Source organism: Roseivivax sediminis (assembly GCF_900112685.1).
Taxonomy (GTDB): domain Bacteria; phylum Pseudomonadota; class Alphaproteobacteria; order Rhodobacterales; family Rhodobacteraceae; genus Roseivivax; species Roseivivax sediminis.
The window spans coordinates 530,965-557,848 of sequence record NZ_FOMS01000002.1 but is presented as its reverse complement, the minus strand read 5'-3'; the positions used below and the strand labels follow the sequence as shown (position 1 = coordinate 557,848).

Here is a 26,884-nt window from a genome sequence, read left to right as displayed (position 1 = left end):
GTCCAGTCGAGGCCGACCAGGCGGAGCAGGCTCTCCACGAACCCGGTCGTCTGCCGGAGGGCCATACCGAAGAGGACTTTCATCGTCAGGCACGTCTGGATCGCGGCATCGCTATACTGCGGCTGCCTGCCTTGCTTGCCGGTCGGTGGCGGCACCCAGACCATGTCGGGATCGAACCAGATCGTCAGGGAGCCACGCTGCTTCAGCGCTTCGTTGTAGGCCGGCCAGTTCCTGGTCTTGTAGCTCGGCGGCGTAGGTCTGCTCATGCAGACCAGCTACCACGCTGGATTCACGAGATGAATCCCTCACCCCGCCTTTGCCCAACAAAGCCGTCAGGATAGCGAAACTCATGGGGCGTGCCCCCTATATTGCCTGGATGCAACAATAGCGGGAGAAGGTCGCAACATGTCGTCTAATAGTCTATCATGAGACTCATATGCACAATGATTGACGCCCGATGGACGCATTGGATCAGAAAATATTGCGCGAGCTACAGTGTGACGGCCGGATCAGCAATGTCGCTCTGGCTGAACGGGTCAGCCTGTCTCCCTCGGCGTGCCTGAGGCGGGTTCAGGAACTCGAGCGAACAGGAGTGATCCGGGGATACAGGGTCGTGACCAGCCCTGAGCGCATGGGTCGCGGTTTTGCCGCCTACGTCCTGGTCGGCCTTTCCTCCCATACCAAGGCAGCACAGGAGGGCTTCGAGCGCGCCATGTCAGTCGCGCCAGAGGTCGTAGAGTGCCATAACATAGCAGGGGCTTTCGAGTATCTCCTCCGCGTCGAGAGCGCCGACCTCTCGGAATACAAGCGCTTCCATACGGAGGTCTTGGGCACTCAATCCCATGTCCATGCAATCACGTCATATATCGTCATGGGATCACCCAAAGACGAGCGGGCCACTTAAACTGAACAAACGAGACGGGCTGGGTCGTTGTCCTGAATCCAAGTGCCGCCGAATGTCGTGGAAGGGCTCGATCCGGGCTTTCGCTGCCCGTTGCCCAAGCGGCCGCTGACGGGCTCAATTCTGCCTTTTGGGGGCGAATTGAGCCCCGCTTCGTTGACCGTCGCCCTTGACGATTGTCCACATAAGAAAACGCCCCGGGCACCGGCCCGGGGCGTTCGTCATTCCGTCAGGAGCGGCGGCGGATCACTCGTCCGCCGGCTCTTCCTTCTTTTCCTCGGAAACCTCTTCGCCGGTCTCCTGGTCCACGACCTTCATCGACAGGCGCACCTTGCCGCGGTCGTCGAAGCCCAGAAGCTTGACCCACACGTCCTGGCCTTCCTTCAGCACGTCGGACGGATGGTTCAGGCGCTTCGGCATGATCTGGCTGACATGCACCAGCCCGTCGCGCTTGCCGAAGAAGTTCACGAAGGCGCCGAAATCGACGATCTTCACGACGCGGCCCTTGTAGACCTTGCCCTCTTCGGGCTCCGCCACGATCGAGTAGATCATGTCGTAGGCCTTCTGGATCGCCTCGCCGTTGGGGGACGCGATCTTGATGACGCCGTCGTCGTTGATGTCGACCTTGGCTCCGCTCGTTTCCACGATCTCGCGGATGACCTTGCCGCCCGACCCGATGACTTCGCGGATCTTGTCCTGCGGCACATTCATCGTCTCGATCCGCGGGGCGTGTTCGGAGAACGCGCCGACCTCGGACAGGGCCTTGTTCATCTCGCCGAGGATATGCATCCGGCCGGACTTCGCCTGGTCCAGCGCCTGGGACATGATCTCGGACGTGATGCCCGCGACCTTGATGTCCATCTGCAGCGAGGTGATGCCCTTCTCGGTCCCTGCGACCTTGAAGTCCATGTCGCCGAGGTGGTCCTCATCCCCGAGGATGTCGGACAGAACGGCCCATTCGCCGTCCTCTTCCAGCACCAGGCCCATCGCCACGCCGGCCACCGGCGCGGTCAGCGGCACGCCCGCATCCATCATCGACAGCGACCCGCCACAGACCGACGCCATGGAGGAGGAGCCGTTCGATTCGGTGATCTCCGACACCACACGGATCGTGTAGGGGAAGTCCGTCGGAGCCGGCAGCACCGCCTGCAGCGCGCGCCAAGCGAGCTTGCCGTGGCCGATCTCGCGCCGTCCCGGAGGGCCGACGCGCCCAGCTTCACCGACCGAGTAGGGCGGGAAGTTGTAGTGCAGCAGGAAGTTCGAGCGGAAGTTGCCGTGCAGCGCGTCGATGATCTGCTCGTCGTCGCCGGTGCCCAGCGTCGTGACGACAAGGCCCTGCGTCTCACCGCGGGTGAAAAGCGCGGAGCCGTGGGTGCGCGGCAGGAAGCCGGTCTCGGCCTCGATGTTGCGGATCTCGTCGAGCGCGCGGCCGTCGATGCGGCGCTTGTTCTTCACCACGTCGGCCCGCAGCACGGTCGATTCCAGCTTCTTGAGCGCGGCGCCGAGGTTCTTGTCCTCGAGCTCCTCCTCGCTCAGCTCGGCCTTGATCGCCTCCTTGGCGGCGGCGACCGCCTGCTGGCGCTCCAGCTTGTCGAGGATCGAGTACGCATCGCGCATATTGCTCTCGCCCAGCGACTTCACGCGCTCGTAGAGCTGCGAGTAGTCCGGCGGGGTGAACTCGAACGGCTCTTTCGCGGCTTCTTCGGCGAGGCTGACGATCAGGTCGATCACCGGCTGGATCTGCTGGTGCGCAAAGTTCACGGCGCCCAGCATCTCTTCCTCGGTCAGCTCGTAGGCCTCGGATTCGACCATCATCACGGCGTTCTTGGTGCCCGCGACGACAAGATCGAGCCGCTGCTCGGGATTGGCGCGCAGGTTGTGCATGTCCTCGACATCGGGGTTCAGCACGTATTCACCGTCCGAGTAGCCGACACGGCAGCCAGCGATCGGCCCCATGAACGGCGCGCCCGAGATCGTCAGTGCCGCCGACGCGGCGATCATCGCCACCATGTCGGGATCGTTGACGAGGTCGTGGCTCAGCACGGTGCACATCACCAGCACTTCGTTCTTGAAGCCGGGGACGAACAGCGGGCGGATCGGGCGGTCGATCAGGCGTGCGGTCAGCGTCTCCTTCTCGGTGGGAGGCGCCTCGCGCTTGAAGAAGCCGCCGGGCACCTTGCCCGCGGCATAGTATTTTTCCTGGTAGTGGACGGTCAGGGGAAAGAAGTCCTGGCCTTCCTTCTGCTGCTTCGCGAAGGTCACGTTGGCCATCACGGAGGTCTCGCCCAGGGTGGCGATGACCGATCCGTCGGCCTGACGGGCGACCTTGCCCGTCTCCAGTGTGAGCGTATCCTCGCCCCACTGCATGGATTTCTTCGTCACGTTGAACATTCAGCGTATCCTAGCTGGGAGCACTCCCGGCCGGATGCCGGGTCTCCCGTTTGAATGGCGGCCCCATTGCCGCCGGCCCCATCATCATGTCCTCGAGCGCCGGGGCCCGGGCGCCGCGTCTCAGATGCCGGGCGTCTATAGGAAAACATGCTCCTTGGGAAGCGCGGAGCGGCGTCACCGGTCGGTTGCACGAAAAAGGGCGGACCGGACCGGACCGCCCCTGTGGCACCGGCATGCCCGGTGGTTCAGTTGCTATCGGTTGCGCCGTTGCCCACGGTTTCGGCGGCGGTGTTCATCGCCTCCTGGACGGAGTTCTCGCCGTCCTCGCCGCAGACTTCGAAGACGCCGGTCACCATCGCCGCCATGTGCATGTCGTTGCGCTCCGCGGCGCCGGCCGTGGCAGAGCCGGACCTCATGTCATCCTCGCCGCTGTCTGCCGTCTCGGTGCCGGTCGTCTCGGAATCGTTTTGAAGCGCACCGCCGTCCGAGGCCGTGACGTCACCGTCCGCCCCCGTCGGCGCCGGGTCGGTGTCGCTCATGCCGCCGGACGCCATCTCGGCGTCCGAGCCTTGCTCCATCTCGGCCGCGTTCATGCCGTCGCCGGACTCCGTGCTCTCGCCGCTGGCGGTGTCGCCGGACATCGCGTCGCCCGATTGCGTGCCGGCTTCGCGCATCGAGGGCATGATCGGCATCAGGATCTCGCCCTGTTGCGGCGTGTCGAGCACGAGGAACTCGGCGCAGGTGATATCGGCGGACGCCTGGTCAGCCCCCGTGCCGCCCCCAGCGGTTGCCTCGGAGCCGCTGTCGGAGCTTTGGGCATATGCGCCGCCGGAAAGGGCGAGTGTGGTGCTGGCCGCAAGGGCAAGGATCGCTCTGGTGGTCATGTCGGGTCTCCTCCGCATTCGGTCGTCGTGTCCCGCCGGCAGGGGCAGAACAGGGGATCCGCTCAACTGTTCCAGAAAAGATCGTCCGCTGGCCCCGGGCGCCAGAACGCAGAAGGGCCGCCCCTCGGGCGGCCCTTGCATCCGTAACGTGCGGCGGGATCGGCTCAGCGGCGGATGCCGAGCTTGCCGATGAGCGTGCGATACCGCTCTTCGTCGCGCGACTTGAGGTAGTCGAGCAGCTTGCGGCGCTGGGCCACGAGCTTCAGAAGGCCACGACGGGAGTGGTTGTCCTTCTTGTGGGTCTTGAAATGTTCGGTCAGCGCGGTGATGCGCGTGGTCAGGATCGCGACCTGCACCTCGGGCGAACCGGTGTCGCCGTCCTTGGTCGCGTAGTCCTTCATTATCTGCTGCTTGGTTTCAGCCGTGATCGACATCGGGATCTCCTGTCATCAGGTGTTTCGGTCATGGCGCAAGCCGGGATGTCGTCCAGCATGGCCCGTGGAGAAGTCCGGCGGCGCGGCCGTCCGGATGCGCGCCTATAGGGCGAATCGCCCGGCGTGAAAAGCGGAAAGTACGGGTGCCTTGCGGTGGCACGTCGCGGCGCCCGGCAAACGAGGGTCCTCGCGCTTCCCGGCGTCCAGCCGGCCGCATGAAGGAAGGCGCGTAGGGACGGCATGCGATCAGGTTCCCGCAACCGGCCCCGAACCGAAGACCGGCGCGGCCCCCTGCGGCACCAGGGCGATCGCATCGAGCGGGGGGGCGTCCGCCGCCGCAAGGGTGGCCACGGCCGCACCGTCGAGCAGCAGCCGGACCATCGCCGGATTGTCCGGATCGGGCGCCAGCGCCACGTCAGGCGGCGCCCCGGTTTCTTCGTAAAGAACGACGAGCTTGTCCTCGGCGGGGTCGAAATCGGTCAGCTCCGCCGGGTCGCCCACCGCCCGGGAGCCGAGCGCGAAGGTGTCCGCGCCGGTCCCGCCCGAGGCGATGTCGCCGGCGCCGGGCATCAGCGTGTCGTTACCGCCGTGACCGTTGAGGAAATCCCCCTCTCCCGACCCGGGTCCGCGATCCTCCAGCAGGTCGTCACCGGCGCCGCCCATCAGCGTATCGGCACCGGCCCCGCCCGCAATCGTGTCGGCGCCCTCGCGGCCGTGCAGTGCGTCGGTGCCGGCCCCGCCGCGCAACACGTCGTCGCCGAGACCGCCTTGCAGAATGTCGTTCCCGCCCGCGCCATGCATCGTGTCGTGACCGCCATGGCCAAAAAGCGCGTCATCCTCGGCCCCGCCGTCCAGCAGATCGCCGCCACCCTCTCCGTCCAGAAGGTCGGTCCCGCCCTCGCCATGCAGCGTGTCGGCCCCCGCCCCGCCAAAGAGCGTATCGGCCCCTGCGCCGCCCGTCATCGCGTCGTCACCGTCCGAGGCGCGCAAGAGGTCGTCGCCGGCGCCGCCGTCAAGATGGTCGGTGAAGTCCGATCCGGTCAGCATGTCGGCCGCGGAGGTGCCCAAAGCGATCCGCCCGCCCTCGCGCGTCGTGCTCTCCGCTACCGCTTCGGGCGCCGCTGCGGGAAGCAGATCGGTGGAAAGGTATTCGTCCGATGCCGGGACAGGGGTGTCGGGGCCGGCCTCGTCGTCGCCGGCGCTCTCCCCGGAAGGGGCACCGGGCGCCTCCGCGTGTCCTGGCCCCGGGGAGCCGCCGACCTGCGGCGGCACATCGAAGCTGTCGGCCGTCTCGCCCTGCCCGCCGGCTTCGGCCTCGTCGTCACTATCATCGGTGACGGGGGTCGTGCCGATGATCGCCACCGATCCCAACATCATGATGCCCACCAGACCGGTCAGCCAAAGCATCGCGCAATTCCCGAAAGGCTTTCCCAGCCGGAAAGCGAGCCGAATGTCCGCCCAATCGCCGATCCGATCAATCTCAATCGCAGCGCAAGGTTAACCGCCGACCGGGTAGCGCTCCGCCGCCGGCCACGGCTCCGGCGTTACCCGGTAGGCGACGTAGAGCGGATGTCGCGGATGCCCGTCCCGCGTCAGGCCGAGATGCCACAGCGGCCCGAGCCGCCGCGCCAGCGCCGGCCCGGCCCCGCGCCAGGCGCCGTGCACGCCCCAAGCCGCCACCGTCATCGCCGCGCCCCCGGCCCAGTCGGCCAGCAGCGCCGCGTTCTCCGGCCCCTCGGGGTCCTCCGCGCAGCGCAGATCGGCGGGCCGCGTCGCCCGCCACGCGAAAAGGTTGGCGATCTTCACGCCGCCGGCGCCCATCGTGCGCGCCCGCGTCTCGCAGCGGTGAATCGTCGGATCGTTCGCCATCTCCGTCGCGGTCGACGGGTTGAGCATGACGAAGAGCACCGGCGCCGCCTGCGCATCCCACGTCCGGGCGAGGCCATAGCGATACCGCCCGCAGGGCGAATAGAGCGCCTCGGACCGCGTTCCGCCCGCTTCGTGCCGCCGCGTGATCATGGCCCGGCTCTGCCGCGCGACGGCGCCGGGCGCAACCCGCCTTGCCTTCGCCGCGGCGCACATAGATTGCGGGGCATGACCGCGCTTCCCCCCGCCCTGCAGGACTGGTTCGACGCCCGTGGCTGGCAGATGCACCCGCACCAGGAAACGATGCTGGACCGCGCCGGCGCGCCCGCGCTCCTGCTGATCGCCCCGACCGGCGGCGGCAAGACGCTCGCCGGTTTCCTGCCGACGCTATCGGAACTGGCCGAAGCGCCCGAGCCGGGGCTGCACACGCTCTATGTCTCGCCGCTGAAAGCGCTCGCCGCCGACATCAAGCGCAACCTGCGCACGCCGATCGAGGAGGCCGGCCTGCCGATCCGCGTGGAGGACCGCACCGGCGACACCACCGCCACGCAGAAAAAGCGCCAGCGCGCCGATCCGCCGCACATCCTGCTGACCACGCCGGAAAGCCTCGCGCTCCTGACCTCCTACGAGGACGCGCCGCGCATGTTCGCGGGCCTCAAGCGCGTCGTCGTGGACGAGATCCACGCGCTCGCCGAATCCAAGCGCGGCGATCAGCTCATGCTGGCGCTCGCGCGGCTGCAGACGCTCTGCCCCGACCTGCGCCGCGTGGGCCTGTCGGCCACCGTCGACGATCCGGCGCAGATCGCGAAATTGCTCGCCCGCCATCCGGACCCCTGCGAGATCCTGGAGGCCGATCCCGGCCCCGAGCCGGACATCGAGATGCTGGTGACCGACACGCCCCCGCCCTGGTCCGGCGGCGGCGCGAAATATGCGATCCCGGCGGTGCTGGAGGAGGTCCGAAAGCACCGCACCACGCTGATCTTCCACAACACCCGCGCGCAGGCGGAGATCTTCTTTCACCACCTCTGGCTCGCCAACGAAGAGGGGCTGCCCATCGGCATCCACCACGGATCGCTCGACCGGGGACAGCGCGAGCGGGTGGAGGCGGCGATGGTCGCGGGTGATCTGCGCGCCATCGTCTGTACCGGCAGCCTCGATCTGGGGATCGACTGGGGCGACGTTGACCTCGTGATCCAGGTCGGCGCGCCGAAGAACGTCAAGCGGCTGGTGCAGCGCATCGGCCGCGCGAACCACCGCTACAACGCGCCGTCGAAGGCGCTGCTGGTGCCCGCCAACCGCTTCGAGGTGGTCGAATGCGTCGCCGCCCTGCAAGCGGTGAAGGAGCGCGACCTCGACGGCGAGCCGCGCGGGCCGGGTCCGCGCGACGTGCTGTGCCAGCACATCCTGATCGCCGCCTGCGCCGGGCCGTTCGACGCCGAAATGCTTTATGCGGAGATGATCTCGGCCGGGGCCTATGCGGGCCTCACGCGGGCGGAATTCGACGCCTGCCTCGATTTCTGCGCCACCGGCGGCTACGCGCTGCGCGCCTACGACCAGTGGCGGCGGATCCTGCAACGGCCGGACGGGCTCTGGCAATTGCGCGATCCGCGCAGCGCGCTGCGCATCCGCCAGAACATCGGCACGATCCAGGACACCGACACGCTCAAGGTGCGGATGCGCGGCCGCGGCGGCGCCCCCCTCGGCGAGGTGGAGGAAGGCTTCGCGGCCTCGCTCACCAAGGGCGACACGTTCCTGATCGGCGGGCGCATCGTGCGCTACGAGGGCCTGCGCGAGACGGTGGTGGAGGTGTCGCGCGACAGCGCGCAGAAGCCGAAGATCGCCACCTTCATGGGCACCAAGTTCTCGACATCCACGCAACTGTCGCACCGCATCGTGCGGATGTGCCAGCAGGACGACTGGCCCGATCTGCCCGAACACACCGCCGACTGGCTGCGGCTTCAGCGCGAGGTGTCGCGCCTGCCCCAGCCCGGGCGCCTCCTGATCGAAAGCTTTCCCCATGACGGGCGCGAACAGCTCGTCGTCTACGGCTTTGCCGGGCGGAACGCGCAGCAGACGCTGGGCCTCCTCCTGACCAAGCGGATGGAGGAGGAGGGTCTGGCGCCCATGGGGTTCGTCTCCACCGATTACGCCACGCTGATCTGGGGGCTCGACGCGGTGACAGATCCGCGCCCGCTCTTCGATATCGCGCGGCTGGAGGCGGGGCTCGACACATGGCTTGCCGGGAACGCGGTTATGAAGCGCACCTTCCGTGCCTCGGCCCATATCGCGGGGCTCCTGGAGCGGCAGGTCGGGGGGACCCGCAAGACCGGCAAGCAGGCGACGATGTCGTCGGACATCCTCTACGACACGTTGCTGAAATACGACCCCGACCACCTGCTGATGCAGATCACCCGCGAAGAAGCGATGCGCGGCCTCGTCGATTTCGACCGCATCCGCGAGATGACCGAACGCGTCGGGGACCGCATCGACCTTCTCCACCTTACCCGCGTCACGCCACTTGCGGCGCCGCTTTTTCTGGAGCCGGGACGGGTCCCGATCGCGGGGAGCGCCGACGAAAGGCTGCTCGAGGAGGAGGTGACGCGGCTCCTCGACGCATCGGGCCTCGCGGCGGTGGATGCGCCGGCGCGGCCGGTCTGGCGGGTGCCATGGTGAGATGTTCCAGCCGGTGGCGCTGCGGCGCCTGAGGGACCGGGGCCAGCCCCCGGACCCCCGGAGTATTTTCAAGCCCAAAGAAGCAGAAAAGGGGCCCAGAGCGGTCCAGCCCCTTACGGTAAATGTTGATCTTCTGCCGTCGAGGTCCAGCCAAGCTAACTCATACCCGCCATTCGCCACGTGGCCTGCCAGAACCACGATTCGTGATCTTCGTCTCAGAAAAGGTCGGTGCAGCGTGATACTTCGTAGCGACTCATCATTTCCCTCGCGCGCAGGCGATACCAGTCGGCGAGTTCTTCGAAGCGGTCTTCGAGGGACTGATCGTTGGTCGGCGGGGCAGCGTGCCGTAGCTCGAAGAGATCGTTCTGTGTCGCCACAACAGACCCTAAGAAGAAGCCGATGCCTGCCTCGGCCGACCCTCCGATAGAATTTGGCTTTAGGATTCCGGGAAAGCCGGAGTCTTCCTCGACCAGCGGCGCTCCAAGCTTCAATGCCTCGGACATGTGCGCGTCACGTAACCGTTCGGCATCAGCGTTCGCGCGATCAGCGCCCTCTATGCGCGCCAACGGAAGTCGGCTAAGTTCGGCGTAGGCGGCGCATTCGACGTGCCGGATCGTGGTCGTTCCGTCGGCGAACGCGGCTGTCGCGATGCACAGGGCAAATGCTGTAGCTGTAGCTCGCCTCACTTCGCCTCCTTCTGCATGTCACACGGCTCTTCCGGATGGGGACCAACGATCTCGAAGATTTCTTCGACCTGTTTGGCGCTTCTGCTCATTATCCAGATAACATCGAAGCGCTATGTCAACGGCAATGTTGGTCGCAGACCCGCCGGTAGAGCGACGGCTGTCAACATTTAACGTTAGGGGCTGGCCAGAGCGGGCGGAACGTGCAATCCGGCGGCGTGCGAATCGCGCGTCCACGCGGCTTGACCCGATGAGGCGGCGGGCGCATATCGGGGGCAAGCGAGGACGACCTCCCCCGATAAGGGCCTATGGCCGGGACGACCCGGCGCAGACAGCCAAGGAGGCCGCCATGCGCCGTCCGCTCGACCGTATCCGCCACGCGATCCTCTTCGAGGCCATCGCGCTTACTCTCGTGACCCCGGCGACCGCCTGGATCTTCGGGATTGCCATGCACGACAGCTTCGTCGTGATCGCCGTCGGCGCGACCGTCGCGATGGTGTGGAACTACGTCTACAACCTCGCCTTCGACCATGCCCTCGTGCGCCTCGGTCTGCCGCTTTACAAGACACTGCCGCTGCGCATCGGTCACGCGATCCTGTTCGAATGCGGGCTGATCCTCGCGCTCGTGCCGTTCTTCAAGCTCTGGCTGGGAATCGGCGCGGCCGAGGCGATCGTGATGAACCTTGGCCTTTCGGCGTTCTACACGGGCTACGCGCTTGCCTTCAACTGGGGCTACGACCGGCTGTTTCCGCTGCCGGAATGGCGCGAGGGCTGAGCCCCCTTGCACCGCCCCGCGCGGTGGGCAAGAAACAAAGCATGAACCGCCTCGCCTTCGATTTCCACGGTGCCGCGCTCGCCCCGCTGCCGTCCGGCGCGCTCCACTGGCCGGCGGCCCGGACTCTCGTTGTATCCGACCTTCACCTTGGCAAATCTGCGCGGATGTCAGCCGGCGGCGGCGCCGCGCTGCCGCCCTACGACACGCGCGAAACGCTGGCGCGGCTCGAGCGCGACATCGCCGCCACAGCCCCGGCGCGCGTGATCTGCCTTGGCGACAGTTTCGACAGTGGCGCGATCCGCGCGGCCCTGCCGGCAGAGGATCGCGACAGGATCACGGACGTGCAGGCGGGCCGCGAGTGGATCTGGATCGAGGGCAACCACGATCCCGGTCCCGCGGATCTCGGCGGCACACACCGGGCGGAGCTGATGCTCGGGCCGCTAACTTTCCGACATATCGCGCGGGCGGACGCGGCGGGCGAGGTCTCGGGCCACTACCATCCCAAGGCCCGTCTGCTGCTGCGCGGCCGGGCGATCTCTCGTCCCTGTTTCCTGTTCGACACCGTGCGCCTGATCCTTCCCGCCTACGGCGCCTATACCGGCGGTCTCTTCACCCATGCGCCGACGCTCTCGCGGCTCATGGGGGCGGAGGCGGAGGCGATCCTCTGCGGCGCCACGCAGATGCGCCTGCCGATGCCCCGGACCGAGGCGCGGCGGGCCTGAACGCCGCCACGGCCTCTGGCACTGGCCGGGCGCGGCGTCGGACGTGCCTGCGCGGCCCTCGAACCTCCGATACCGAAGGCGATTGCCAGCGTTCAGGCGCCGCCTTCCAACGGCAATTCCGGCTGCGGGGTCCAGGCCGGCTGATCCGGGACGTGCAGCCGCAGGACGCTCCCGAGTGACAGCATCCCCGGCCGCTCGACCCAGGCGGTGACGCCGCGGCGTCCGGCGGCCGCGGCCTTGAAGCGTGCTCCGATGCCGGGATGTTCGCGCTCGATCTCCCTGCCCGGCAGGTGGCAGGGGCGGTTGGCCATGTCCACGACCAGTGTCGCGCCGCCCTCGGCCTGCAGGCGCGACGACGGCGGGACGTTGGTCAGGTCCGGCAACCCCGACACCACCATCGAGGCGCCGAGCCACGACGGATCCACCGCGCCAAGCTCCATCTGCCGCGCGATCTCCGCCAGATCCTCCGCCGAGACGATGGAGAGCTGGCGCACGTTGCGGATCTCCGTGCCCTTGGGGTGCTGTGCCACCACGCGAGAGCAAGAGGGCCGCGTCAGCCCGCCGTGCCGCTCCCCGACGATGCCGGTCCAATCCAGATCGGCACGCTCCAGCAGGCTGGAGCGCAACCCGGTCTCGGACACGCGCCCCAGCCACGTGATGCGCGCGCGATACTCCGTCGGCTTCAGTGCCGGCATGATCGTCTCTCCATCTCGACGGACGCGAGGGTGCCCCATGCCGGGGCCGCAGCCAAGGGTGCGCTACGGGGCGTGCAACGTGAAGAACAGGCGCCGGAAGGGAAACAGCACCGTGCCGCGTTCATCCTTGGGATAGGCCTTGCCGATGGACGCCTCGTAGGCGGTGACCAGGCGGGCGCGTTCCTCGGGGGTCAGCGAGGCGAGGATCGGGCGCGCATAGGTCGCCTCGGTGAAGCGGCGGACCGGGTGGCCCTCGCCGTCCGGGGCGAGTTCCTGGTAATATTCCGTTTCCCACAGCGTCACCCGGCCGAGCGGGGCGAGCATGCGGAAATACTCCGCCGGCAGCAGGATGCCGGGGCGCGTCGACCGGTCCGTCCGGCCGGGATAGAGCTCATCCACGATCTGCGCCCAGAGCCGGTGGGACGGCGCGTTGTTCTGGTGCGGCAGCTGCACGGCCAGCACCCCACCCGGGGCGAGCGACCGGGCCAGCCGGGGAATCAGCGTCTCGTGATTGCCGAGCCAGTGCAGCGACGCGTTGGCGAAGATCAGCGCCGGCGGCGTCGCCGGCGCCCAATCACCGATGCTCTCCTCGGACAGGCGGTCATAAACACCGATCACCCGCGCCTGTTCCAGCATCGCCGGGCTCGAATCCACGCCGACAAGCGGGCGGCGCAGCGTCTTGAGCGCCGGCCCGGCCGCACCGGCGCCGCAGCCCAGATCGACGACGTCGCCATCGGGCAGCGGCCCGACGCTGCGCAGCAGGTCGAGGGCGGGTCGCAGTCGAAGACCCCGGAACCGGTAGTAGGTTCCGGGGTCCCAATCGGGATCGTCCGTGGCTGTCATGCGCTCGGTTCGGGCTCCAGTCCGCCGTCGCCGCCCGCAGGCTTCGATTTCGGCTTGGTCTTGGGAATGGCGGTGACGCTGGGCTTGTCGTCCTTGATCTCGCCCGCGCCCTCGTCGTCGTCACCCGAATGCGGCGGATCGCCCCGCATCACGCGCGCGATCTCTTCACCGGTCAGGGTCTCGTATTCGAGAAGGCCCTCGGCCAGACGTTCCCACTCCACCTTGCGCTCGGTCAGGATCGAGTGGGCGCGCTCGTAGGCCTCGGCGATGAAGCGGCGCACCTCTTCCTCGATCAGCTCCTTGGTATTGGCGGACACCGACAGGCCCGCGGTGTTGCCCTGGTAGCCTTCGTGCGCCTCGGCATAGTCGATGTTGCCGATCTTGTCGGACATACCCCAGCGCAGCACCATGGCGCGGGCCAGTGCACTGGCCTGCTGGATGTCGCCGGCGGGACCGTTCGACACCATGTCGTCGCCGTACTTGATGATCTCGGCCGCCTTGCCCGCCATGGTCATGGCGAGCTTTTCCTCGCACTCCGACTTGTGCCAGTTGAGCCGGTCGATCTCGGGCAGCGACACGACCATGCCGAGGGCGCCGCCGCGGGGGATGATCGTCGCCTTGTAGACCGGATCGCATTGCGGCAGCGACAGGCCGACGACGGCGTGACCCGCCTCGTGATAGGCGGTCTTTTCCTTCTGCTCGGGCGTCAGCACCATGGAGCGCCGCTCCGAGCCCATCATCACCTTGTCCTTGGCGTTCTCGAAATCGACCATGGTCACGAAGCGCCGGCCGACGCGCGCGGCCATCAGGGCCGCCTCGTTCACCAGGTTGGCAAGATCCGCACCCGAGAAGCCGGGCGTGCCGCGCGCGATGATGCGCAGGTCGACGTCGGGGCCGAGCGGGGTCTTGCGGGCATGCACGCCGAGGATCTTCTCACGGCCCTTGATGTCGGGGTTGGGCACGGTGATCTGGCGGTCGAAACGGCCGGGACGCAGCAGCGCGGGGTCGAGCACGTCGCGCCGGTTGGTCGCGGCGACGATGATGACGCCCTCGTTCGATTCGAAACCGTCCATCTCGACCAGAAGCTGGTTCAGCGTCTGCTCGCGCTCGTCGTTGCCGCCGCCATAGCCGGATCCGCGATTGCGGCCGACGGCGTCGATCTCGTCGATGAAGACGATGCAGGGCGCGTTCTTCTTGGCCTGCTCGAACATGTCGCGCACGCGCGACGCGCCGACACCCACGAACATCTCGACGAAGTCGGACCCCGAGATGGTGAAGAACGGCACGCCCGCTTCGCCGGCGATGGCGCGCGCGAGCAAGGTCTTACCGGTGCCCGGAGGGCCGACCAGAAGCGCGCCCTTGGGGATCTTGCCGCCGAGGCGCGAGAATTTCTGCGGGTTGCGCAGGAATTCGACGATCTCCTCGAGCTCTTCCTTGGCCTCGTCGATGCCGGCGACGTCGTCGAACGTGACTCTACCGTGCTTCTCGGTCAGCATCTTGGCCTTGGACTTGCCGAAGCCCATGGCGCCGCCTTTGCCGCCCCCCTGCATGCGGTTCATGAAGTAGATCCACACGCCGATCAGCAGCAGGAACGGCAGCAGCGAGATCAGGAAGGACTGGAAGCCCGATTGCTCCTGCTGTTCGGCCCGGACGGTCACGCCGTTGTCGACCAGCAGGTCGGTCACCTGCGCATCCTCGGGCTTCACGGTGATGTAGTCCTGGCCATCGGAGGACCGGAAGCGCACGCGCTCGCCGTCGATGGTCGCCGATTGCACGGCATCGTCCTGGACCCGCTGGACGAATTCGGTATAGCTCACCTCCCGGCTTTGCAGCGTGTTGCCGCCGCCCGAGAACAGGTTGAAGAGCGCCAGGACGAGCAGGAACAGAACGACCCAGAAAGCGATATTACGCGCGTTGCCCACGAGGGACCTCCTTCCACAGGGAGCGGGCCGCCGAGGGCGGCCGCGCACCCATGCAACATAAGGCCTGAGGGGCCACGTTCAATCGGAAAGCAACAGCTGCATGAACGTCGGACGGGTGTCGACGACGACATGTCGCGGCCCCACGTCCAGCGGCGCAAAGGCGCGAAGGCGCGTGCCGTCCCAGAGCGCCGGCGCGGCCCGCGCCACGCGCATCGGGACGGTGGCGCCGTCGCGCGCGGGGCGGGGGATCTGCGCCCAGCCGTCCTCCCCCAGGGCACGAATCTCCAGTCCCGCGAGGTCCTCGCCCTCGATGCGGTAGCGGCCGTCCCAGAGGCCCGCGCCTGCCGGGATCGCCGTCCCCCGGAGGGCTGCACCGTCGCGCCAGACCCAGAGCGACTCGCGCATCGCCTCGGCCTCGCACCCGTGAAGCGTGCCGCGCCCGCCGGCGTCCAGACGCTCGGCGAGCGCCTCCAGCGGCGCGGCGCGGGGGCCGTACTCGGCGCCGGCAACCCATCGCAGCGCGGCGGACAGAAGGCGCAAACGGGTCTCCGCGTCGGAGGCGGCCAGCGCCACGCGGTCGAAGACCAGCACCCCTGGCGGCAGGCCCCCGGGCGCCCGCAAGGCGGCACGGGCAAGGTCCGCCGTGCGGGCGACAAGCGCACTCCGCGCCCGCCGCATCCGCCGCGCCGTGGCGGCCAGCGTGCCTGCGTCCAGCCCCTCGGCCGACAGCGCGCCGAGCAGATGGCGCATCCGCGCCCGGACGTAAGCCGGATCGTCGTTCGTGGGGTCCTCGACCCAAGGCACAAGCAGTACCCGCGCGTAGTGCCGCAACTCCTCGCGCCGCACGGTGAGCAGCGGGCGCACGATGTCGTAGCCGGGTGTCCAAGGCCCCGGCGGCGTCACGCCACACACGTCCTGCACCGCTGGAGGCACCTCGGCGTGCGGCACCACCCGCCGCAGCGGGGCCATCGCGGACAGCCCGTCGACCCCGGCGCCGCGCGCCAGCCGCATCAGGAAGGTTTCGGCCACGTCGTCCTCGGTATGGGCCATGAGGACATGGCGCAGCCCGCCGCGCCAGCGGTCGATCAGCGCCAGCCGCGCGCGCCGCGCGGCGTCCATCACGTTGCCCTGCCCGTCCCAGTGCCAGCGCAGCGCCGCATGCGGATGGCCGAGGAGCGCGCATTCCGCCGCGACCATCTCCGCCTCGACCGCGCTTTCGGGCCGCAGGCCATGGTCCACGGTAACCACCCAGAGCCGCACGCCCCAGGCGCGCGTCCAGTTATGGGCGAGCGCCAGCATCGCCATCGAATCGCCGCCGCCCGAGACGGCCAGCGCGATGTCCGTCGGAAAGTCCGGGCCCAGAAGCCGGCCCATGTCGGCTGCGAAGCGGTCGTCGAGCGACGGCGCTCCCGTCACTGGCAGGCGAGGGAGGCCCGCGCCTGTTCGGCCTGTCCCACGGCCTCGGTGCCCGGATAGCGGTTCGGAACCTCGGCCAGCGTCACGCAGGCCTCGCGGGTGGAGCCAAGCTCCCCCAGCGCGGCGCCGAGCCGCCACAGCGCCTCGGGCGCGACCGGCGCGTCAGGATAGCCCGAGTAGACGTCGAGATAGGCGCGCGCCGCCTCGCGCGTGTCGCCAAGCCCGGCGAGCGCCTTGCCCCGGCCCAGAAGCGCCGCGGCATCGAGCGGGCCGCCCGGATAGGTCGTGCGGAACTGCGCGAAACGGTCGGCGGCGCTCTGGTATTCACCGGCGTCCAGCGCCTCTTGCGCGCGGCGGTAATCCTGCTCTTCCGCGGCGGCGAGTTGCACGGACGGATCGCTCAGCGGCAGGGGCGCGGCGCCGGTTTGCGCGTCGCCCTCGCCCTCGACGTCATCGCCGACCTCGATGTCCGACGGGCTCACCTCGCCCTGCCCTTCGAGCCCGCCGAGGCTCGGCCCGCTGCCCGACGTCGCGGGCGCGCTGCCACCGAGCGGATTCTCGGTGTCGAGCTGGCCGATATCGCAGCCCTCTTCCAGCTCGCAGAGCCGGAACTTGATGTCGCCGATGCGGTTCGATCCGTCCGACACCACCCGGTCGATGCGGTTCTCCAGCTCTTCCGTGCGCGAGGTCAGGCCCTGGAGCGCCTGTTCGATCTGGTTGACCCGGTCGAGCGTCGAGCCGGCGACGTTCACGTTTGCCCCTCCCGTGGTCGACAGCTCGCGCTTGAGCGACTGAAGCTCGTAGGCGAGCGCAGAGACCTCTTGGCGGATATCGGCCAGCGTCTGGCCGTCCTGCGCGGCGGCGGGCATAGCGAAAAGGCTCGCGGAGACGAGAAGCGCGGCGATCCGGGTCATGTCGATCCTCAGCTGGTGGCGCCGGCGGTGCCGAAGGAGATCACCGTCACGGCGCGGCGGTTCTTGGCATAGCAGCTCTCTTCCGAACAGATCTCGATCGGGCGCTCCTTGCCGTAGCTGACGGTGCGCAGCCGGTTCGGCGCGACCCCGCGAGAGATCAGGTATTCCTGTACCGCGCTGGCGCGGCGGGCGCCGAGGGCGATGTTGTATTCGCGGGTACCCTGCTCGTCGGCGTGCCCTTCGATCACCGCGAGGTAGTCGGAGTTGGTCTGCAGCCATTGCGCCTGACCGTCGAGCGTCGCCTGCGCCTCGGGCGACAGTGTCGACTGGTCGACGGCAAAGAGCACGCGGTCGCCGACGGCCTGGTTGAAATAGGCGGCGGAGGTCGGGTCGTTGGCGCTGCCCGGTACGACGCCGCCATTGGCGCCCGCGCCCGCATTGGCACCGGCCATGCCGTCCGCCCCGCCCGCGCCGAAGCGGTCGGGGTTGGTGCAGGCAGCGGCGAGAAGCGCCGATGCCACGATGAGGGCCTTGGTCAGATGGGTCATGGTCACTGTCCTGCTCGGGTTTTGCCGCGAGCCTACCACGGCGCGAGTCCCAAGGGAATGCGGGGCGCGACAACGGCGACGGGGGTGGGCGAACTTTCTCGTGAATGGGAAAGGCGATCGGGACAGCCCCGCCCGAACAACGCCCAGCGCGGAGCAAAGGCCGAAGGCCGCCGCGCATCGCCGGGCCGCCCCCCGGACCGGCGATTGGTTGACGCTTGGCGCGCCGCTCGGAGGTCGTCCGGACGCGGCTGGCATAAAGCGCCCTGATCGGCGGTCCGGATCGCCGATCCGCGGCCCGTCGATGCGCGACTGGCGCTCCCTGCCCCCTTACTGGAGCGGACCCCAGCTCGGGTCCGAGGCGCCGGCCGGTGTTGGCACCGGCTTGAGGTTCCGCCCCGACACGTCGACCGTGTAGAGCGACGACGCCCCGCTTGCCCCCTGAGTCTCGCGCGCGAACATGATGACGCGGCCGTTCGGCGCCCAGGTCGGGCCTTCGTCCAGGAAGGACGCGGTGAGCAGCCGCTCTTCGGAGCCGTCGGTGCGCATCACGCCGATATGGAAGCGCCCGCCGTTCTGCTTGGTGAAGGCGATGAGATCCCCGCGCGGCGACCAGACCGGCGTGCCGTAGCGCCCCGGCCCGAAGCTGATCCGCGTCGGCTCCCCCCCGCCGGCGGGCATGACGTAAAGCTGCTGGGTGCCCGAGCGGTCGCTCTCGAACACGATCTGCGAGCCGTCCGGAGAGAACGACGGCGCCGTCTCGATCGCCGGGCCCGAGGTCAGCGGCGACGCCTGGCCGGTGGCGATGTCCATCCGGTAGATGTCTGTGTTCGACCCGCTGATCGCGGAATAGAGAAGCCCCTGCCCGTTCGGGGTGAAGCGGGGCGCGAAGCTCATCTCGCCCTGCTGGGCGGGCAGGACACGCGACTGCGTGTCGCCCACGTTCAGCAGGTGAATGCGCGGGCTGCCGCTCTCGTAGCTGGTGTAGATCACCCGATCGCCCGAGGGCGAGAAGCGCGGCGCCAGCACGATGGAGCCCGACCCGGTCAGGTACTGCACGTTGGCCCCGTCGTAATCCATGATCGCCAGCCGCTTGGCGCGCTGATCCTTCGGCCCGCTCTCGGAGACGAAGACGACGCGGCTGTCGAAATAGCCCGACTCGCCGGTGATGCGCGAATAGACCTGGTCGGCCACCTTGTGCGCCAGGCGCCGCCAGCCGTCGGTGGGTGCGGCAAGCTGCATGCCTTCGCCCATCTCGGTGCCCGAGAACACGTCGTAGAGCCGGAACTTCACGCTGACCCGGTCGCCCGAGACGCTGACCGCGCCGGTGACCAGCGCCTGCGCGTTGATCGCCTTCCAGTCGGCGTATTGCACCGGGCTGGAGAAACTGGTCACCGAACTGATGAAGGCGTCCTGCGGGATCCGCCGGAAGAGGCCGGTGCCGGTGAGGTCGTCGGCGACCACCTGCGTCAGGCGCTGCGCCATGTCACCGCCGCCACCCTCGTCCACGAAGACCGGCAGCGCGATCGGGATGGGCTCGATCACGCCCTCGGTGATGTCGATGCGCAAGGGGCCGTCCTGCGCAAAAGCCGGGGCAGCGATGCTCGCGGCAGCGACGGCGAGCGCGCCGAGGAAGATCCGGAGAAGTCTCATCTGTCACCCTTTCCGAATGGGTCGATAGAGGGGAGCGGCGGTCGTGCGGACCATAGCCCGGCGCGGCCGAAGGGGAAACGCGGTTGCGGTATGTGCGGGTAGGGCGGAGTGCGTTTGCGCCCCGTCCCGCTGGATGCCTTGCGCGGCGAAAGGGCCGAGCGAAGGCCCAAACGTGAACAGCGGAGCCCCGCGCAACTCGGCCCGGAATCAAGCCGAAGGCGCCGGGCCAGCGTCATGCTGAAAGCATGCCTTCGGCATGACCCGTCCCGGCGGGTCGGCGCTTTGTCACCCTTGTGCGTCGTTTGGATGGAACAGGGGCGTGGCTGGCATAAAGCTCGGACCTCCGAGGTCTTGAGCGCGGCCCCACGGGCCGGCGCTGGCCCGCCGTCTTCTTGCCCATGACCGCGATTGAAACGCCTGATACTGCGCCGCGGCGACCGAACTGTACCGTTTACAGACATCTCGGTGCACCGGCACTTAGGACCCAAGAACTCCTCAACGCCAGGCATGTACACGCCCTTTCCGAAAGCCGCGGAAAACCACCTCACCGGATCCGCATCCCGGAGGGATCGAAGGTGATCTCGATCCGGTCCCATTGACCGTACTTCTCGGGCGGCAGGTCGTAGCCGTTGCCCTGGCAGCGCAGGATGGCGCGGCGCGCGGCCTGGAAGGCGGTCTCCACCGCCGCTCCGTCGCCGCCCGAGGCGCTAAGCCGCTCGATGGAGTTCGCCACCACCTGACCGTTCTCGGCCATGTCCATGCCGACCACGACCGTCACATTCGCCGCCTGGGAACCCACGTCGACCACCCAGCATCGCTGCACCGCGACGCGGAAAGCGTCGCGCTCTCCCGACGTCATCGGCGGACCGGTCGGCACGTCCGGCTGCGGATCGGTGGTGCCGCCACCGCCCAGCGCCTCGGCCAGCGCGTCCTCGACCCCGGTACCGAGGCTCTCCTCTTGCGCCGGCTCCTGAGGTTCGGGTTCGGCTTCGGGCTCGGGCGCCGCTGCGGTCTCGGTCTCGGGCTCCGCTTCGGGTTCGGGCTCCGCCGTCTGCGTCGGCGCCGGCCGGTTCGGCCGCGTGCGGGGCCGCGGCGACGAGGTCGGCGCGCGCGACGGCTCCTCGGCCTCGGTGACGATCTCGGAGGTCGCCGCCTCTGGGGCTTCGGGCTCCTGCGGCTCTTCCGGGACGGTCTCCTCGGAGGGCTCGGGCTCCACCGCCTCGGCGACGTCGGGAGCGGGCTCTGCCTCGGGTTCCGGCTCCGGCACCGGGTCGGGCGCGACGCGGGGCGCCGGACGCGGCACAGGGCGTTCGGATATCTGCGGTGCCTCTATCTCCGGGTCCGGCGCCGGCGGCTCGGGCTGTTGCACCTCGTCCTGCGCCTCGGCCGGGGGCGCCTGCGGCACCGCCTCGGGCGGGGTTTCCTGCGCCGGTTCCGGCGCCGGCTCGGGCTCCGGTTGCGGCTCCGGCGGGGGTTCGGCCGCTGGGGGCGCCGGTGCCGGGTCGGGATCGGAGTCCGGTGCGGGCGGCGCGTCGATGTCCTGCGTACTCTCGGGCGGCTGCGTCCGCTCGCTCAGCGCCGCGAACTCCTCTTCGGAGATTACCGACACCTCGCGCACCTCGACGCTGTCCGGCTCGGAACGGAACACGCCGCCGAACAGGACCCAGAAGACCAGGGCCAGATGGCCCGCGCCCGAGATGTAATGGCCCGTGTGCAAAGGCCGCCCCTCAGTTGCCGTCCCCGGCCGGCGCCGAGAGCGTCGGGCCGTCCAGGGTCGGCCCGCCGATATCGGTCACCAGCCCGATGGACGCGAAGCCGCCGGCATTGAGCGCGCCCATCACCTCGGCCACGCTGTTGTACGGCACGTTCCCGTCCGCGCGCAGGTAGACGCGGTCGTCCGACCGTTCGGCCGCGATGGCGCGCAGCCGGCCGACCAGATCGTCCCGCGCGACCTCGGTGGTCATGATCGTGACCGTGCCGTCCGCCTCCACCGTCACCGTCAGCGGCTCCTCGTTGTCCGAGGGCAGCGAGGTCGCGGCGGTTTTCGGCAGTTCCACCGGCACGCCCACGGTCAGCAGCGGCGCCGCGACCATGAAGATGATCAGCAGCACCAGCATCACGTCCACGAAGGGCGTGACGTTGATCTCGGCCATGGGTTGCGCGCCGCCGCGGCGGGTGCGCCGCCGCCGGGCGCCCGCCGCCGATCCCTTCTTGATGACACCCGCGCCCATGTCAGCCGTCCAGCTGGCGCGACAGGATGGTGGAGAACTCGTCGGCGAAGGCTTCGTAACCGCCGATCACCCGGTCCGCGTCCGCCGAGAGCTTGTTGTAGAAGATCACCGCCGGGATTGCTGCCAGAAGGCCGAGGCCGGTGGCCAGCAGCGCCTCGGCGATGCCCGGCGCGACCACGGCAAGGTTGGTGTTCTGCTGCTCGGCGATCTCGATGAAAGCGTTCATGATGCCGAAGACGGTGCCGAAAAGCCCCACGAAAGGCGACACCGAGCCTACCGTCGCCAGCACGCCGAGGCCGCCCTGCAGATCCTCGGCCTCCTTCTGGATGGCGACGTCCATGGAGCGGTCGATGCGCGCCTGCGCCCCGGCGATCAGCGCGCCGTCGTCGCGGTGCGACCGGCGCCATTCCGACATGCCGGCGGCAAAGACCCGCTGCGAGCGCCCGCGCGGATCCGGCCCGATCTCGTCGAACAGCTCGTCCAGCGGCTCGCCCGACCAGAACGCGCGGTCGAACCGCGCCGCCTCGCGCCGCGCGGCGCGGTAGCTGATGATCTTCTGCACGATGATCGACCACGACCAGAACGAGGCCAGGATCAGCGCCAGCATCACCAGCTTCACGGTCAGCGTGGCGCGCGCGAACAGGCCCCACATCGAGAAATCGACCTGTGCGGCCGCCTGGAGTGCTTCGGTTTCCATCTGCCTGCTCTTCTTGATCTGCCCGGCGCCTCTGCCGGGTCGCCTTTGCGGGCGGTTCTACAACAATTGCGCGCCGCCGGCCAACACATTGCCGTCATGGTGCCGCGGTGTCGTTGCCTCAGTTGACCTTTTGGCGGATCTCCGCCGGCAGGCGCACGGGCTGACCATCGAGGGTGGCGCAGACCGCCGTCACCTCGGCGCGGAAGATCACCTTGCCCTCGCGCAGGATCTCCTGCGCCATCACAAGCCGCGCGCCGGTCACCGACTCCGTCCGCGTGCGCACGGTCAGCTCGTCGTCGAGCCGCGCCGCGCCAAGGTAGTCCGCCTCGACCCTGCGGACGACGAAAGCGGTTCCGGCCTCGCGCATCGCGTTCTGATCGATGCCCAGCTCGCGCACCCAGGCGGACCGCGCCCGCTCGATGTATTTCAGGTAGTTGGCGTGATAGACGATCCCGCCCATGTCGGTATCTTCGTAGTAGACGGTGACGGCAAATTCGTGTGGCATCCTCGATGGCTCCCGATTCCCGGCCCGCTCCGTTTGCCCGCCCTGTGCCGCAAACGAAAGAGGGGCGCCGCATCGGTGCCGCGCACGTGATCGCCCGAAATCCCCGGGCGGGCGCCTCAGGCCAGCCGATCCGAGTTCAGCCGCGCGTGGAGCCGCAGCGCATGGCTGGCATCCTGCGCCACCGCGGGCATGACCGGGTCGTAGGCGGCGCGCAGCACGCCGGCGATCCCGGGCCGCAGCACCACGCGCCCGTCCGCGAGTTGCCCCAGCGGCGAGCGGTCGGTGAACGCAAGGTCCGACCACAGCAGCATCGACTGCACCACCTGGCTCAGCGCCAGCGTCTCCGCCGGCACCGCGTCCAGTTCCGCGTCCATCCGCAGGAAGACGAAACAGGCATTGATCGCGCCGTCCGCGTCGAAGCGGAAGACCCGGTACTGGTTCGCGCCGGCGGCCTTGAGCCGGTCCACCAGCGGACCCAGCCCCTCGATCAGCCGGTCGAGATTGGGCACCTGGGGCAACTCGTCCCAGTCGCGGAAGAAGAAGACCATGGTGTTGGCGCCGAGTTCGGGATCGGTCTCGGCGATCTCGTGGCCGGCGAGGTCGGCGACCGCCTGGAACGCGCCCTTGACGGTGGCGAGCGTCGCGTCGTCGACACCGAAGACGACAGGCGCCAGCGGTCGCCCCCAGCGGGCGCAGAGATAGCTGCCGTCGGCGCGCGTGAAGAGCGCGGCGATCTCGTCGGGGGTGAGGCTGTCGGACATGGGCGGCCCTTCTCGGCGGAACGGCGGTCCCCTGCCACAGGGCCGGGCGGAAGTCCAATCGCGGGAGTGGGGCCAGCCCCCACACCCCGGGATATTTCCGGGCAGATGAAGGCCCGGCAGGGTGTTCTTGGGGGAGCGGCTCGCGTCGTCCCCGGCCTCTCAGTCGAAGAGAACGCCGGGCGCGCGCGGGGCGGGCAGGCCGAGATGCGACCAGCCCTTCTGCGCCAGCATGCGGCCGCGCGGCGTGCGCTGGATCAGGCCCTGCTGCAGGAGGAACGGCTCGATCACCTCCTCGATCGCGTCGCGGCTTTCCGACAGCGCGGCCGAGATCGTCTCGATCCCCACGGGCCCGCCGGCGTAGTTCTCCGCGATGAGGCTCAGATAGCGCCGGTCCGCGCCGTCGAGACCGAGCCCGTCGACCCCGAGCCGCGTGAGCGCGCCGTCGGCGAGCGCGCGGGTGACCACCCCGTCGCCCTCGACCAACGCGAAATCGACGACCCGGCGCAGCAGCCGCCCGGCGATCCGCGGCGTGCCGCGGGCGCGGCGGGCGATCTCGCGCGCGCCGTCGGCCTCCGCGGCGACGCCGAGTTTCACGGCGTTTCGGGCGACGATCACCTCCAGTTCCTCGACGGTGTAGAATTGCAGCCGCGTCGGGATGCCGAAGCGGTCGCGGAGGGGTGTGGTCAAGAGTCCGAGGCGCGTCGTCGCCCCGACCAGCGTGAAGGGCTGAAGCTCGATCCGCACGGTGCGCGCGGCCGGTCCCTCGCCGATGACGAGGTCGAGCTCGAAATCCTCCATCGCGGGATAGAGCACTTCCTCCACCGCCGGGTTCAGGCGGTGGATCTCGTCGATGAAGAGAACGTCGCGCGCCTCGAGGTTGGTCAGGATCGCGGCGAGGTCGCCCGCCTTGGCGAGCACCGGACCGGAGGTCATCCGGAAGTTGACGCCCAGCTCCTTGGCCATGATCTGCGCCAGCGTCGTCTTGCCGAGCCCGGGGGGGCCGTGGAACAGCGTGTGGTCCATCGCCTCGCCGCGCTGGCGGGCGGACTGGACGAAGACCCGCAGGTTGGCACGCGCCTCGGCCTGGCCGACGAATTCGCCCAGGCTCTGCGGGCGCAGCGCGCGGCCCTCGTCCTCGGCCAGCGGCTCGGGCCGCATCATCGGGTCCGAGCCGGTCAAGTCACGCCCCCGCGAAGACGCCCGGCCGGGCGGATGAGCGCCCCGCCCCTCATGCCGGCGCCAGCAGTTTCAGCGCCGCGCGGATGAGCGCGGCGGTGTCCGCCTCCGGCGCCTCGCCGGCGGCCTGCGCCACCGCGCCCGCGGCCTCTCCCGGTCCGTAGCCGAGATTGGTCAGCGCCGAGAGAGCCTCGGACTGCGCGGCCCCGCCCGTTGCGGGCGCCGGTGCCGCCACGGCCGACGCCGCGGGCGCCTCGTCGGCCGGGACCGAGGCGCCCGGCGCCGCCACCGGCCCCGCGCCCATCGCCATCACCGCAGGCGCCTTGTCCTTGAGTTCGTGCACGACGCGCTGCGCCGTCTTGGGGCCGATGCCCTTGGCCGCGCGGATCGCCGCGACATCGCCGAGCGCGATCGCCCGGCTCACCCCGTCGGACCCGAGCGCCCCGAGGATCGCCAGCGACGCCTTCGCGCCGACGCCCTGCACGCTCATCAGGAGGCGATGCCATTCCTTCTCCGCCAGCGTCGGAAAGCCGTAGAGCTGCAGGATATCCTCGCGCACCAGCAGATCGGTGAAGAGTGCCGCCGCCTCCCCGGCGGGCGGCAGGCCCGCGAGCACCCGGTCCGAGCAGAACACCACGTAGCCGATGCCGCCGACGTCGATCAGCACGTGATCGTCGCCCTTGTAGGCGACGCGCCCCGCGACCCGCCCGATCATGCGCGCACCGGCGCCGTGGGCGCATCCATGTAGAACGCGTGGCAGATCGCCACCGCCAGCGCGTCGGCCGCGTCGGGCCCCGAGAGCACCGCGCCCGGAAGCTGCATCTTCACCATGTGCTGCACCTGCGCCTTGTCCGCGTGGCCGACGCCGACCACGCATTTCTTGACCTTGTTCGGCGCGTACTCGCCCACGGTCAACCCGAACTGCGCCGGCACCAGCAGCGCCACCGCGCGCGCCTGGCCGAGCTTGAGGGTCGCCACCGCGTCCTTGTTCACGAAGGTCTGCTCCACCGCCGCAGCCTCGGGCGCCTGCGCCGCGATGACCTCGGACAGCCGCGCGTGCAACGTCAGCAATCGCTCGGCCAGGGATCCCTTGCCGGAATGACATGTCCCGTTGGCGACATGCCGCAGGCGGCCGCGATCGGCCTCGATCACGCCCCAACCGAGATTGACCAATCCCGGATCTATGCCCAGCACTCGGACCACTGCCGCCCCGCCTTTTGTGGTTTTGCCGTTACGCCTAGCACGAAGCGCGAACATCCGCCAAGAGGCCGCGGACGAAGAGCGGCGACACGGTCCGTTTGCGACACATCGCCCTCCGGCTGCGACACAGCGGCCGGTGCTGCGGTGCAGAATTAATTTCCACCATTAAAATCATGAAGATATCGCGAAGATCGTCATGCAGTTTCTGCAGGGGACCCATGCGGTTTTCACGGCTTGTCCGTGCATATTCCGCTCTCTATCTGCGCATACAGCTGCCACAGGCGCCCACCATTTCGTCATTTCAAGGATTCCGCACATGTCCACCGTCCACACCGCCCGCCCCGCCTCGCTCGACGTTGCCGGCCAGATCGGCTCGCTGTTCGTCTCCGCCGTGAACTCCGCCGTCAGCTTCCGCGACGCGCGCCGCACGCAGAAGGCGCTGTCGAAGCTCACCGACCGCGAGCTTGACGATATCGGCCTGACCCGCGCCGACATCAGCCGGATCGCCCGCCGCTGAGCCCGAACGGGCGCAGCAGCCGGAACGCGACGAACGCCGCGCGTGACCCACGCGCGGCGTTTTCTCGTCAGCCCGACCCGCGGGCCGGAACTGTCAGATGAATACCGAAAGAAGCGCGCTGGCATGCACCGTCAGCGGATCCTGCGCCATGAGAATCGCGCCGATACGTTCCGCCAGGTTGCCCTGCGCCAGGGCGGCCAGATGGGCGGCGTAGCTCTCCGTGCCCAGTTGCGACAGCAGCAAGGTCTTGAACCCGAAGAATGCGGCAACGACAATGACCAGCGGCGTGACCATCAAGCCGCGAACGTCGCGGCGCGGACGATGTTCGATCACTCCGTTGCGCCCCACGCGCGTCACGTAGCCATGCGCCAGCCGCTGGTGCTTGCGCTGCACCTGCTGGTACCGTTTGGCGAAGTCCTTCATACCCTGATCCATGGCAACCTCGGAACACCCGGCCCCCACCGGACAATCACGACAGAT

Annotated in this window: 28 protein-coding genes; 5 read left to right on the top strand and 23 right to left on the bottom strand. The window is 68.9% G+C overall.

What is annotated here, in order from left to right; all coding sequences use genetic code 11:
- The coding region (locus tag F3H57_RS05635; protein ID WP_188129603.1) for a transposase at positions 1-266 on the bottom strand (266 nt) is incomplete at its 3' end.
- A gap of 191 nt (positions 267-457) precedes the next feature.
- On the opposite strand from F3H57_RS05635, the gene F3H57_RS05630 reads away from it, so the two are divergent.
- Positions 458-904 (top strand): Lrp/AsnC family transcriptional regulator, encoded by a 447-nt coding sequence (locus F3H57_RS05630; protein ID WP_149754875.1) that lies wholly within the window; start codon positions 458-460, stop codon positions 902-904.
- A 243-nt stretch (positions 905-1,147) separates the two neighbouring features.
- On the opposite strand, the gene pnp is transcribed toward F3H57_RS05630, so the two are convergent.
- The 5 genes from pnp to F3H57_RS05605 form a co-directional block, all read right to left on the bottom strand.
- A complete protein-coding gene (gene pnp / locus F3H57_RS05625; protein ID WP_149754874.1) occupies positions 1,148-3,292 on the bottom strand; it encodes a polyribonucleotide nucleotidyltransferase in 2,145 nt (714 codons plus the stop codon).
- A gap of 245 nt (positions 3,293-3,537) precedes the next feature.
- On the bottom strand, positions 3,538-4,176 hold the full coding sequence (locus F3H57_RS05620; protein ID WP_149754873.1) for a hypothetical protein: 639 nt from the start codon (positions 4,174-4,176) through the stop codon (positions 3,538-3,540).
- Between the two features lie 164 nt (positions 4,177-4,340).
- Positions 4,341-4,610, bottom strand: coding sequence for a 30S ribosomal protein S15 (rpsO, locus tag F3H57_RS05615; protein ID WP_149754872.1), 270 nt, complete (start codon positions 4,608-4,610; stop codon positions 4,341-4,343).
- A gap of 246 nt (positions 4,611-4,856) precedes the next feature.
- Positions 4,857-6,017 (bottom strand): calcium-binding protein, encoded by a 1,161-nt coding sequence (locus F3H57_RS05610; protein WP_149754871.1) that lies wholly within the window; start codon positions 6,015-6,017, stop codon positions 4,857-4,859.
- Between the two features lie 90 nt (positions 6,018-6,107).
- Positions 6,108-6,629 (bottom strand): DUF1643 domain-containing protein, encoded by a 522-nt coding sequence (locus tag F3H57_RS05605; RefSeq protein ID WP_149754870.1) that lies wholly within the window; start codon positions 6,627-6,629, stop codon positions 6,108-6,110.
- A gap of 75 nt (positions 6,630-6,704) precedes the next feature.
- On the opposite strand from F3H57_RS05605, the gene F3H57_RS05600 reads away from it, so the two are divergent.
- Positions 6,705-9,149 carry a ligase-associated DNA damage response DEXH box helicase gene (locus tag F3H57_RS05600; protein ID WP_149754869.1) on the top strand — a complete coding sequence of 815 codons (2,445 nt, stop codon included), beginning with the start codon at positions 6,705-6,707 and terminating at the stop codon, positions 9,147-9,149.
- Between the two features lie 215 nt (positions 9,150-9,364).
- On the opposite strand, the gene F3H57_RS05595 is transcribed toward F3H57_RS05600, so the two are convergent.
- The gene (locus F3H57_RS05595; RefSeq protein ID WP_149754868.1) at positions 9,365-9,835 is read right to left on the bottom strand and encodes a hypothetical protein; all 471 of its coding nucleotides are present in this window, start codon (positions 9,833-9,835) and stop codon (positions 9,365-9,367) included.
- Positions 9,836-10,181: 346 nt separating this feature from the next.
- Here F3H57_RS05595 and F3H57_RS05590 point away from each other — a divergent pair, with 346 nt between their 5' ends.
- Both F3H57_RS05590 and pdeM read left to right on the top strand, forming a co-directional pair.
- On the top strand, positions 10,182-10,607 hold the full coding sequence (locus F3H57_RS05590; protein WP_149754867.1) for a PACE efflux transporter: 426 nt from the start codon (positions 10,182-10,184) through the stop codon (positions 10,605-10,607).
- 41 nt (positions 10,608-10,648) lie between these two features.
- Entirely contained in the window at positions 10,649-11,329 is a 681-nt protein-coding gene (gene pdeM, locus F3H57_RS05585; protein ID WP_149754866.1) for a ligase-associated DNA damage response endonuclease PdeM, read from the top strand.
- Positions 11,330-11,421: 92 nt separating this feature from the next.
- Here pdeM and F3H57_RS05580 read toward each other — a convergent pair whose 3' ends face one another.
- From F3H57_RS05580 to ruvC, 15 genes are all read right to left on the bottom strand, one after another.
- Complete coding sequence (locus F3H57_RS05580) at positions 11,422-12,024, bottom strand: MOSC domain-containing protein (RefSeq protein ID WP_149754865.1); 603 nt, start codon at positions 12,022-12,024, stop codon at positions 11,422-11,424.
- A 63-nt stretch (positions 12,025-12,087) separates the two neighbouring features.
- Positions 12,088-12,867 carry a methyltransferase domain-containing protein gene (locus tag F3H57_RS05575; protein ID WP_149754864.1) on the bottom strand — a complete coding sequence of 260 codons (780 nt, stop codon included), beginning with the start codon at positions 12,865-12,867 and terminating at the stop codon, positions 12,088-12,090.
- Positions 12,864-14,789 (bottom strand): ATP-dependent zinc metalloprotease FtsH, encoded by a 1,926-nt coding sequence (ftsH, locus tag F3H57_RS05570; protein ID WP_149754863.1) that lies wholly within the window; start codon positions 14,787-14,789, stop codon positions 12,864-12,866. The genes F3H57_RS05575 and ftsH overlap by 4 nt, the downstream gene beginning before the upstream one ends.
- A 78-nt stretch (positions 14,790-14,867) precedes the next feature.
- Entirely contained in the window at positions 14,868-16,163 is a 1,296-nt protein-coding gene (gene tilS, locus F3H57_RS05565; RefSeq protein ID WP_149754928.1) for a tRNA lysidine(34) synthetase TilS, read from the bottom strand.
- Between the two features lie 38 nt (positions 16,164-16,201).
- Entirely contained in the window at positions 16,202-17,119 is a 918-nt protein-coding gene (ybgF, locus tag F3H57_RS05560) for a tol-pal system protein YbgF (protein WP_149754862.1), read from the bottom strand.
- An 8-nt stretch (positions 17,120-17,127) separates the two neighbouring features.
- Complete coding sequence (gene pal / locus F3H57_RS05555) at positions 17,128-17,667, bottom strand: peptidoglycan-associated lipoprotein Pal (protein WP_149754861.1); 540 nt, start codon at positions 17,665-17,667, stop codon at positions 17,128-17,130.
- 327 nt (positions 17,668-17,994) lie between these two features.
- Positions 17,995-19,317 carry a Tol-Pal system beta propeller repeat protein TolB gene (gene tolB, locus F3H57_RS05550; RefSeq protein ID WP_149754860.1) on the bottom strand — a complete coding sequence of 441 codons (1,323 nt, stop codon included), beginning with the start codon at positions 19,315-19,317 and terminating at the stop codon, positions 17,995-17,997.
- 544 nt (positions 19,318-19,861) lie between these two features.
- Positions 19,862-21,034 (bottom strand): cell envelope biogenesis protein TolA, encoded by a 1,173-nt coding sequence (locus F3H57_RS05545; RefSeq protein ID WP_149754859.1) that lies wholly within the window; start codon positions 21,032-21,034, stop codon positions 19,862-19,864.
- A gap of 10 nt (positions 21,035-21,044) precedes the next feature.
- Positions 21,045-21,548, bottom strand: a complete 504-nt coding sequence (gene tolR, locus F3H57_RS05540; protein ID WP_149754858.1) for a protein TolR — start codon at positions 21,546-21,548, stop codon at positions 21,045-21,047.
- Between the two features lies 1 nt (position 21,549).
- Entirely contained in the window at positions 21,550-22,245 is a 696-nt protein-coding gene (gene tolQ / locus F3H57_RS05535; protein ID WP_149754857.1) for a protein TolQ, read from the bottom strand.
- Positions 22,246-22,363: 118 nt separating this feature from the next.
- The gene (ybgC, locus tag F3H57_RS05530; RefSeq protein WP_149754856.1) at positions 22,364-22,750 is read right to left on the bottom strand and encodes a tol-pal system-associated acyl-CoA thioesterase; all 387 of its coding nucleotides are present in this window, start codon (positions 22,748-22,750) and stop codon (positions 22,364-22,366) included.
- Between the two features lie 116 nt (positions 22,751-22,866).
- Positions 22,867-23,511, bottom strand: a complete 645-nt coding sequence (locus F3H57_RS05525) for a hypothetical protein (protein WP_149754855.1) — start codon at positions 23,509-23,511, stop codon at positions 22,867-22,869.
- A 159-nt stretch (positions 23,512-23,670) separates the two neighbouring features.
- The gene (gene ruvB / locus F3H57_RS05520; RefSeq protein ID WP_394349820.1) at positions 23,671-24,672 is read right to left on the bottom strand and encodes a Holliday junction branch migration DNA helicase RuvB; all 1,002 of its coding nucleotides are present in this window, start codon (positions 24,670-24,672) and stop codon (positions 23,671-23,673) included.
- 67 nt (positions 24,673-24,739) lie between these two features.
- The gene (ruvA, locus tag F3H57_RS05515; RefSeq protein WP_149754853.1) at positions 24,740-25,402 is read right to left on the bottom strand and encodes a Holliday junction branch migration protein RuvA; all 663 of its coding nucleotides are present in this window, start codon (positions 25,400-25,402) and stop codon (positions 24,740-24,742) included.
- Positions 25,399-25,944, bottom strand: a complete 546-nt coding sequence (ruvC, locus tag F3H57_RS05510; RefSeq protein WP_149754852.1) for a crossover junction endodeoxyribonuclease RuvC — start codon at positions 25,942-25,944, stop codon at positions 25,399-25,401. Before ruvC ends, ruvA begins: the two co-directional genes overlap by 4 nt.
- A gap of 259 nt (positions 25,945-26,203) precedes the next feature.
- Here ruvC and F3H57_RS05505 point away from each other — a divergent pair, with 259 nt between their 5' ends.
- Positions 26,204-26,404, top strand: a complete 201-nt coding sequence (locus F3H57_RS05505; RefSeq protein ID WP_149754851.1) for a DUF1127 domain-containing protein — start codon at positions 26,204-26,206, stop codon at positions 26,402-26,404.
- A gap of 93 nt (positions 26,405-26,497) precedes the next feature.
- Here the strand turns inward: F3H57_RS05505 and F3H57_RS05500 are convergent, their stop codons facing one another.
- Positions 26,498-26,827, bottom strand: a complete 330-nt coding sequence (locus F3H57_RS05500) for a hypothetical protein (protein WP_149754850.1) — start codon at positions 26,825-26,827, stop codon at positions 26,498-26,500.
- Between the last annotated feature and the right edge of the window lie 57 nt (positions 26,828-26,884).

Excerpts from the sequence above, each read along its gene's own strand:
- F3H57_RS05630 (WP_149754875.1), top strand. The coding sequence starts at position 458 with ATGGACGCATTGGATCAGAAAATATTGCGCGAGCTACAGTGTGACGGC.
- pnp (WP_149754874.1), bottom strand. The coding sequence starts at position 3,292 with ATGTTCAACGTGACGAAGAAATCCATGCAGTGGGGCGAGGATACGCTC.
- F3H57_RS05620 (WP_149754873.1), bottom strand. The coding sequence starts at position 4,176 with ATGACCACCAGAGCGATCCTTGCCCTTGCGGCCAGCACCACACTCGCC.
- rpsO (WP_149754872.1), bottom strand. The coding sequence starts at position 4,610 with ATGTCGATCACGGCTGAAACCAAGCAGCAGATAATGAAGGACTACGCG.
- F3H57_RS05610 (WP_149754871.1), bottom strand. The coding sequence starts at position 6,017 with ATGCTTTGGCTGACCGGTCTGGTGGGCATCATGATGTTGGGATCGGTG.
- F3H57_RS05605 (WP_149754870.1), bottom strand. The coding sequence starts at position 6,629 with ATGATCACGCGGCGGCACGAAGCGGGCGGAACGCGGTCCGAGGCGCTC.
- F3H57_RS05600 (WP_149754869.1), top strand. The coding sequence starts at position 6,705 with ATGACCGCGCTTCCCCCCGCCCTGCAGGACTGGTTCGACGCCCGTGGC.
- F3H57_RS05590 (WP_149754867.1), top strand. The coding sequence starts at position 10,182 with ATGCGCCGTCCGCTCGACCGTATCCGCCACGCGATCCTCTTCGAGGCC.
- pdeM (WP_149754866.1), top strand. The coding sequence starts at position 10,649 with ATGAACCGCCTCGCCTTCGATTTCCACGGTGCCGCGCTCGCCCCGCTG.
- F3H57_RS05580 (WP_149754865.1), bottom strand. The coding sequence starts at position 12,024 with ATGCCGGCACTGAAGCCGACGGAGTATCGCGCGCGCATCACGTGGCTG.
- F3H57_RS05575 (WP_149754864.1), bottom strand. The coding sequence starts at position 12,867 with ATGACAGCCACGGACGATCCCGATTGGGACCCCGGAACCTACTACCGG.
- tilS (WP_149754928.1), bottom strand. The coding sequence starts at position 16,163 with ATGGGCCGGCTTCTGGGCCCGGACTTTCCGACGGACATCGCGCTGGCC.
- ybgF (WP_149754862.1), bottom strand. The coding sequence starts at position 17,119 with ATGACCCGGATCGCCGCGCTTCTCGTCTCCGCGAGCCTTTTCGCTATG.
- pal (WP_149754861.1), bottom strand. The coding sequence starts at position 17,667 with ATGACCCATCTGACCAAGGCCCTCATCGTGGCATCGGCGCTTCTCGCC.
- tolB (WP_149754860.1), bottom strand. The coding sequence starts at position 19,317 with ATGAGACTTCTCCGGATCTTCCTCGGCGCGCTCGCCGTCGCTGCCGCG.
- tolR (WP_149754858.1), bottom strand. The coding sequence starts at position 21,548 with ATGGGCGCGGGTGTCATCAAGAAGGGATCGGCGGCGGGCGCCCGGCGG.
- tolQ (WP_149754857.1), bottom strand. The coding sequence starts at position 22,245 with ATGGAAACCGAAGCACTCCAGGCGGCCGCACAGGTCGATTTCTCGATG.
- ybgC (WP_149754856.1), bottom strand. The coding sequence starts at position 22,750 with ATGCCACACGAATTTGCCGTCACCGTCTACTACGAAGATACCGACATG.
- F3H57_RS05525 (WP_149754855.1), bottom strand. The coding sequence starts at position 23,511 with ATGTCCGACAGCCTCACCCCCGACGAGATCGCCGCGCTCTTCACGCGC.
- ruvB (WP_394349820.1), bottom strand. The coding sequence starts at position 24,672 with ATGATGCGGCCCGAGCCGCTGGCCGAGGACGAGGGCCGCGCGCTGCGC.
- ruvA (WP_149754853.1), bottom strand. The coding sequence starts at position 25,402 with ATGATCGGGCGGGTCGCGGGGCGCGTCGCCTACAAGGGCGACGATCAC.
- ruvC (WP_149754852.1), bottom strand. The coding sequence starts at position 25,944 with ATGTTCGCGCTTCGTGCTAGGCGTAACGGCAAAACCACAAAAGGCGGG.
- F3H57_RS05505 (WP_149754851.1), top strand. The coding sequence starts at position 26,204 with ATGTCCACCGTCCACACCGCCCGCCCCGCCTCGCTCGACGTTGCCGGC.
- F3H57_RS05500 (WP_149754850.1), bottom strand. The coding sequence starts at position 26,827 with ATGAAGGACTTCGCCAAACGGTACCAGCAGGTGCAGCGCAAGCACCAG.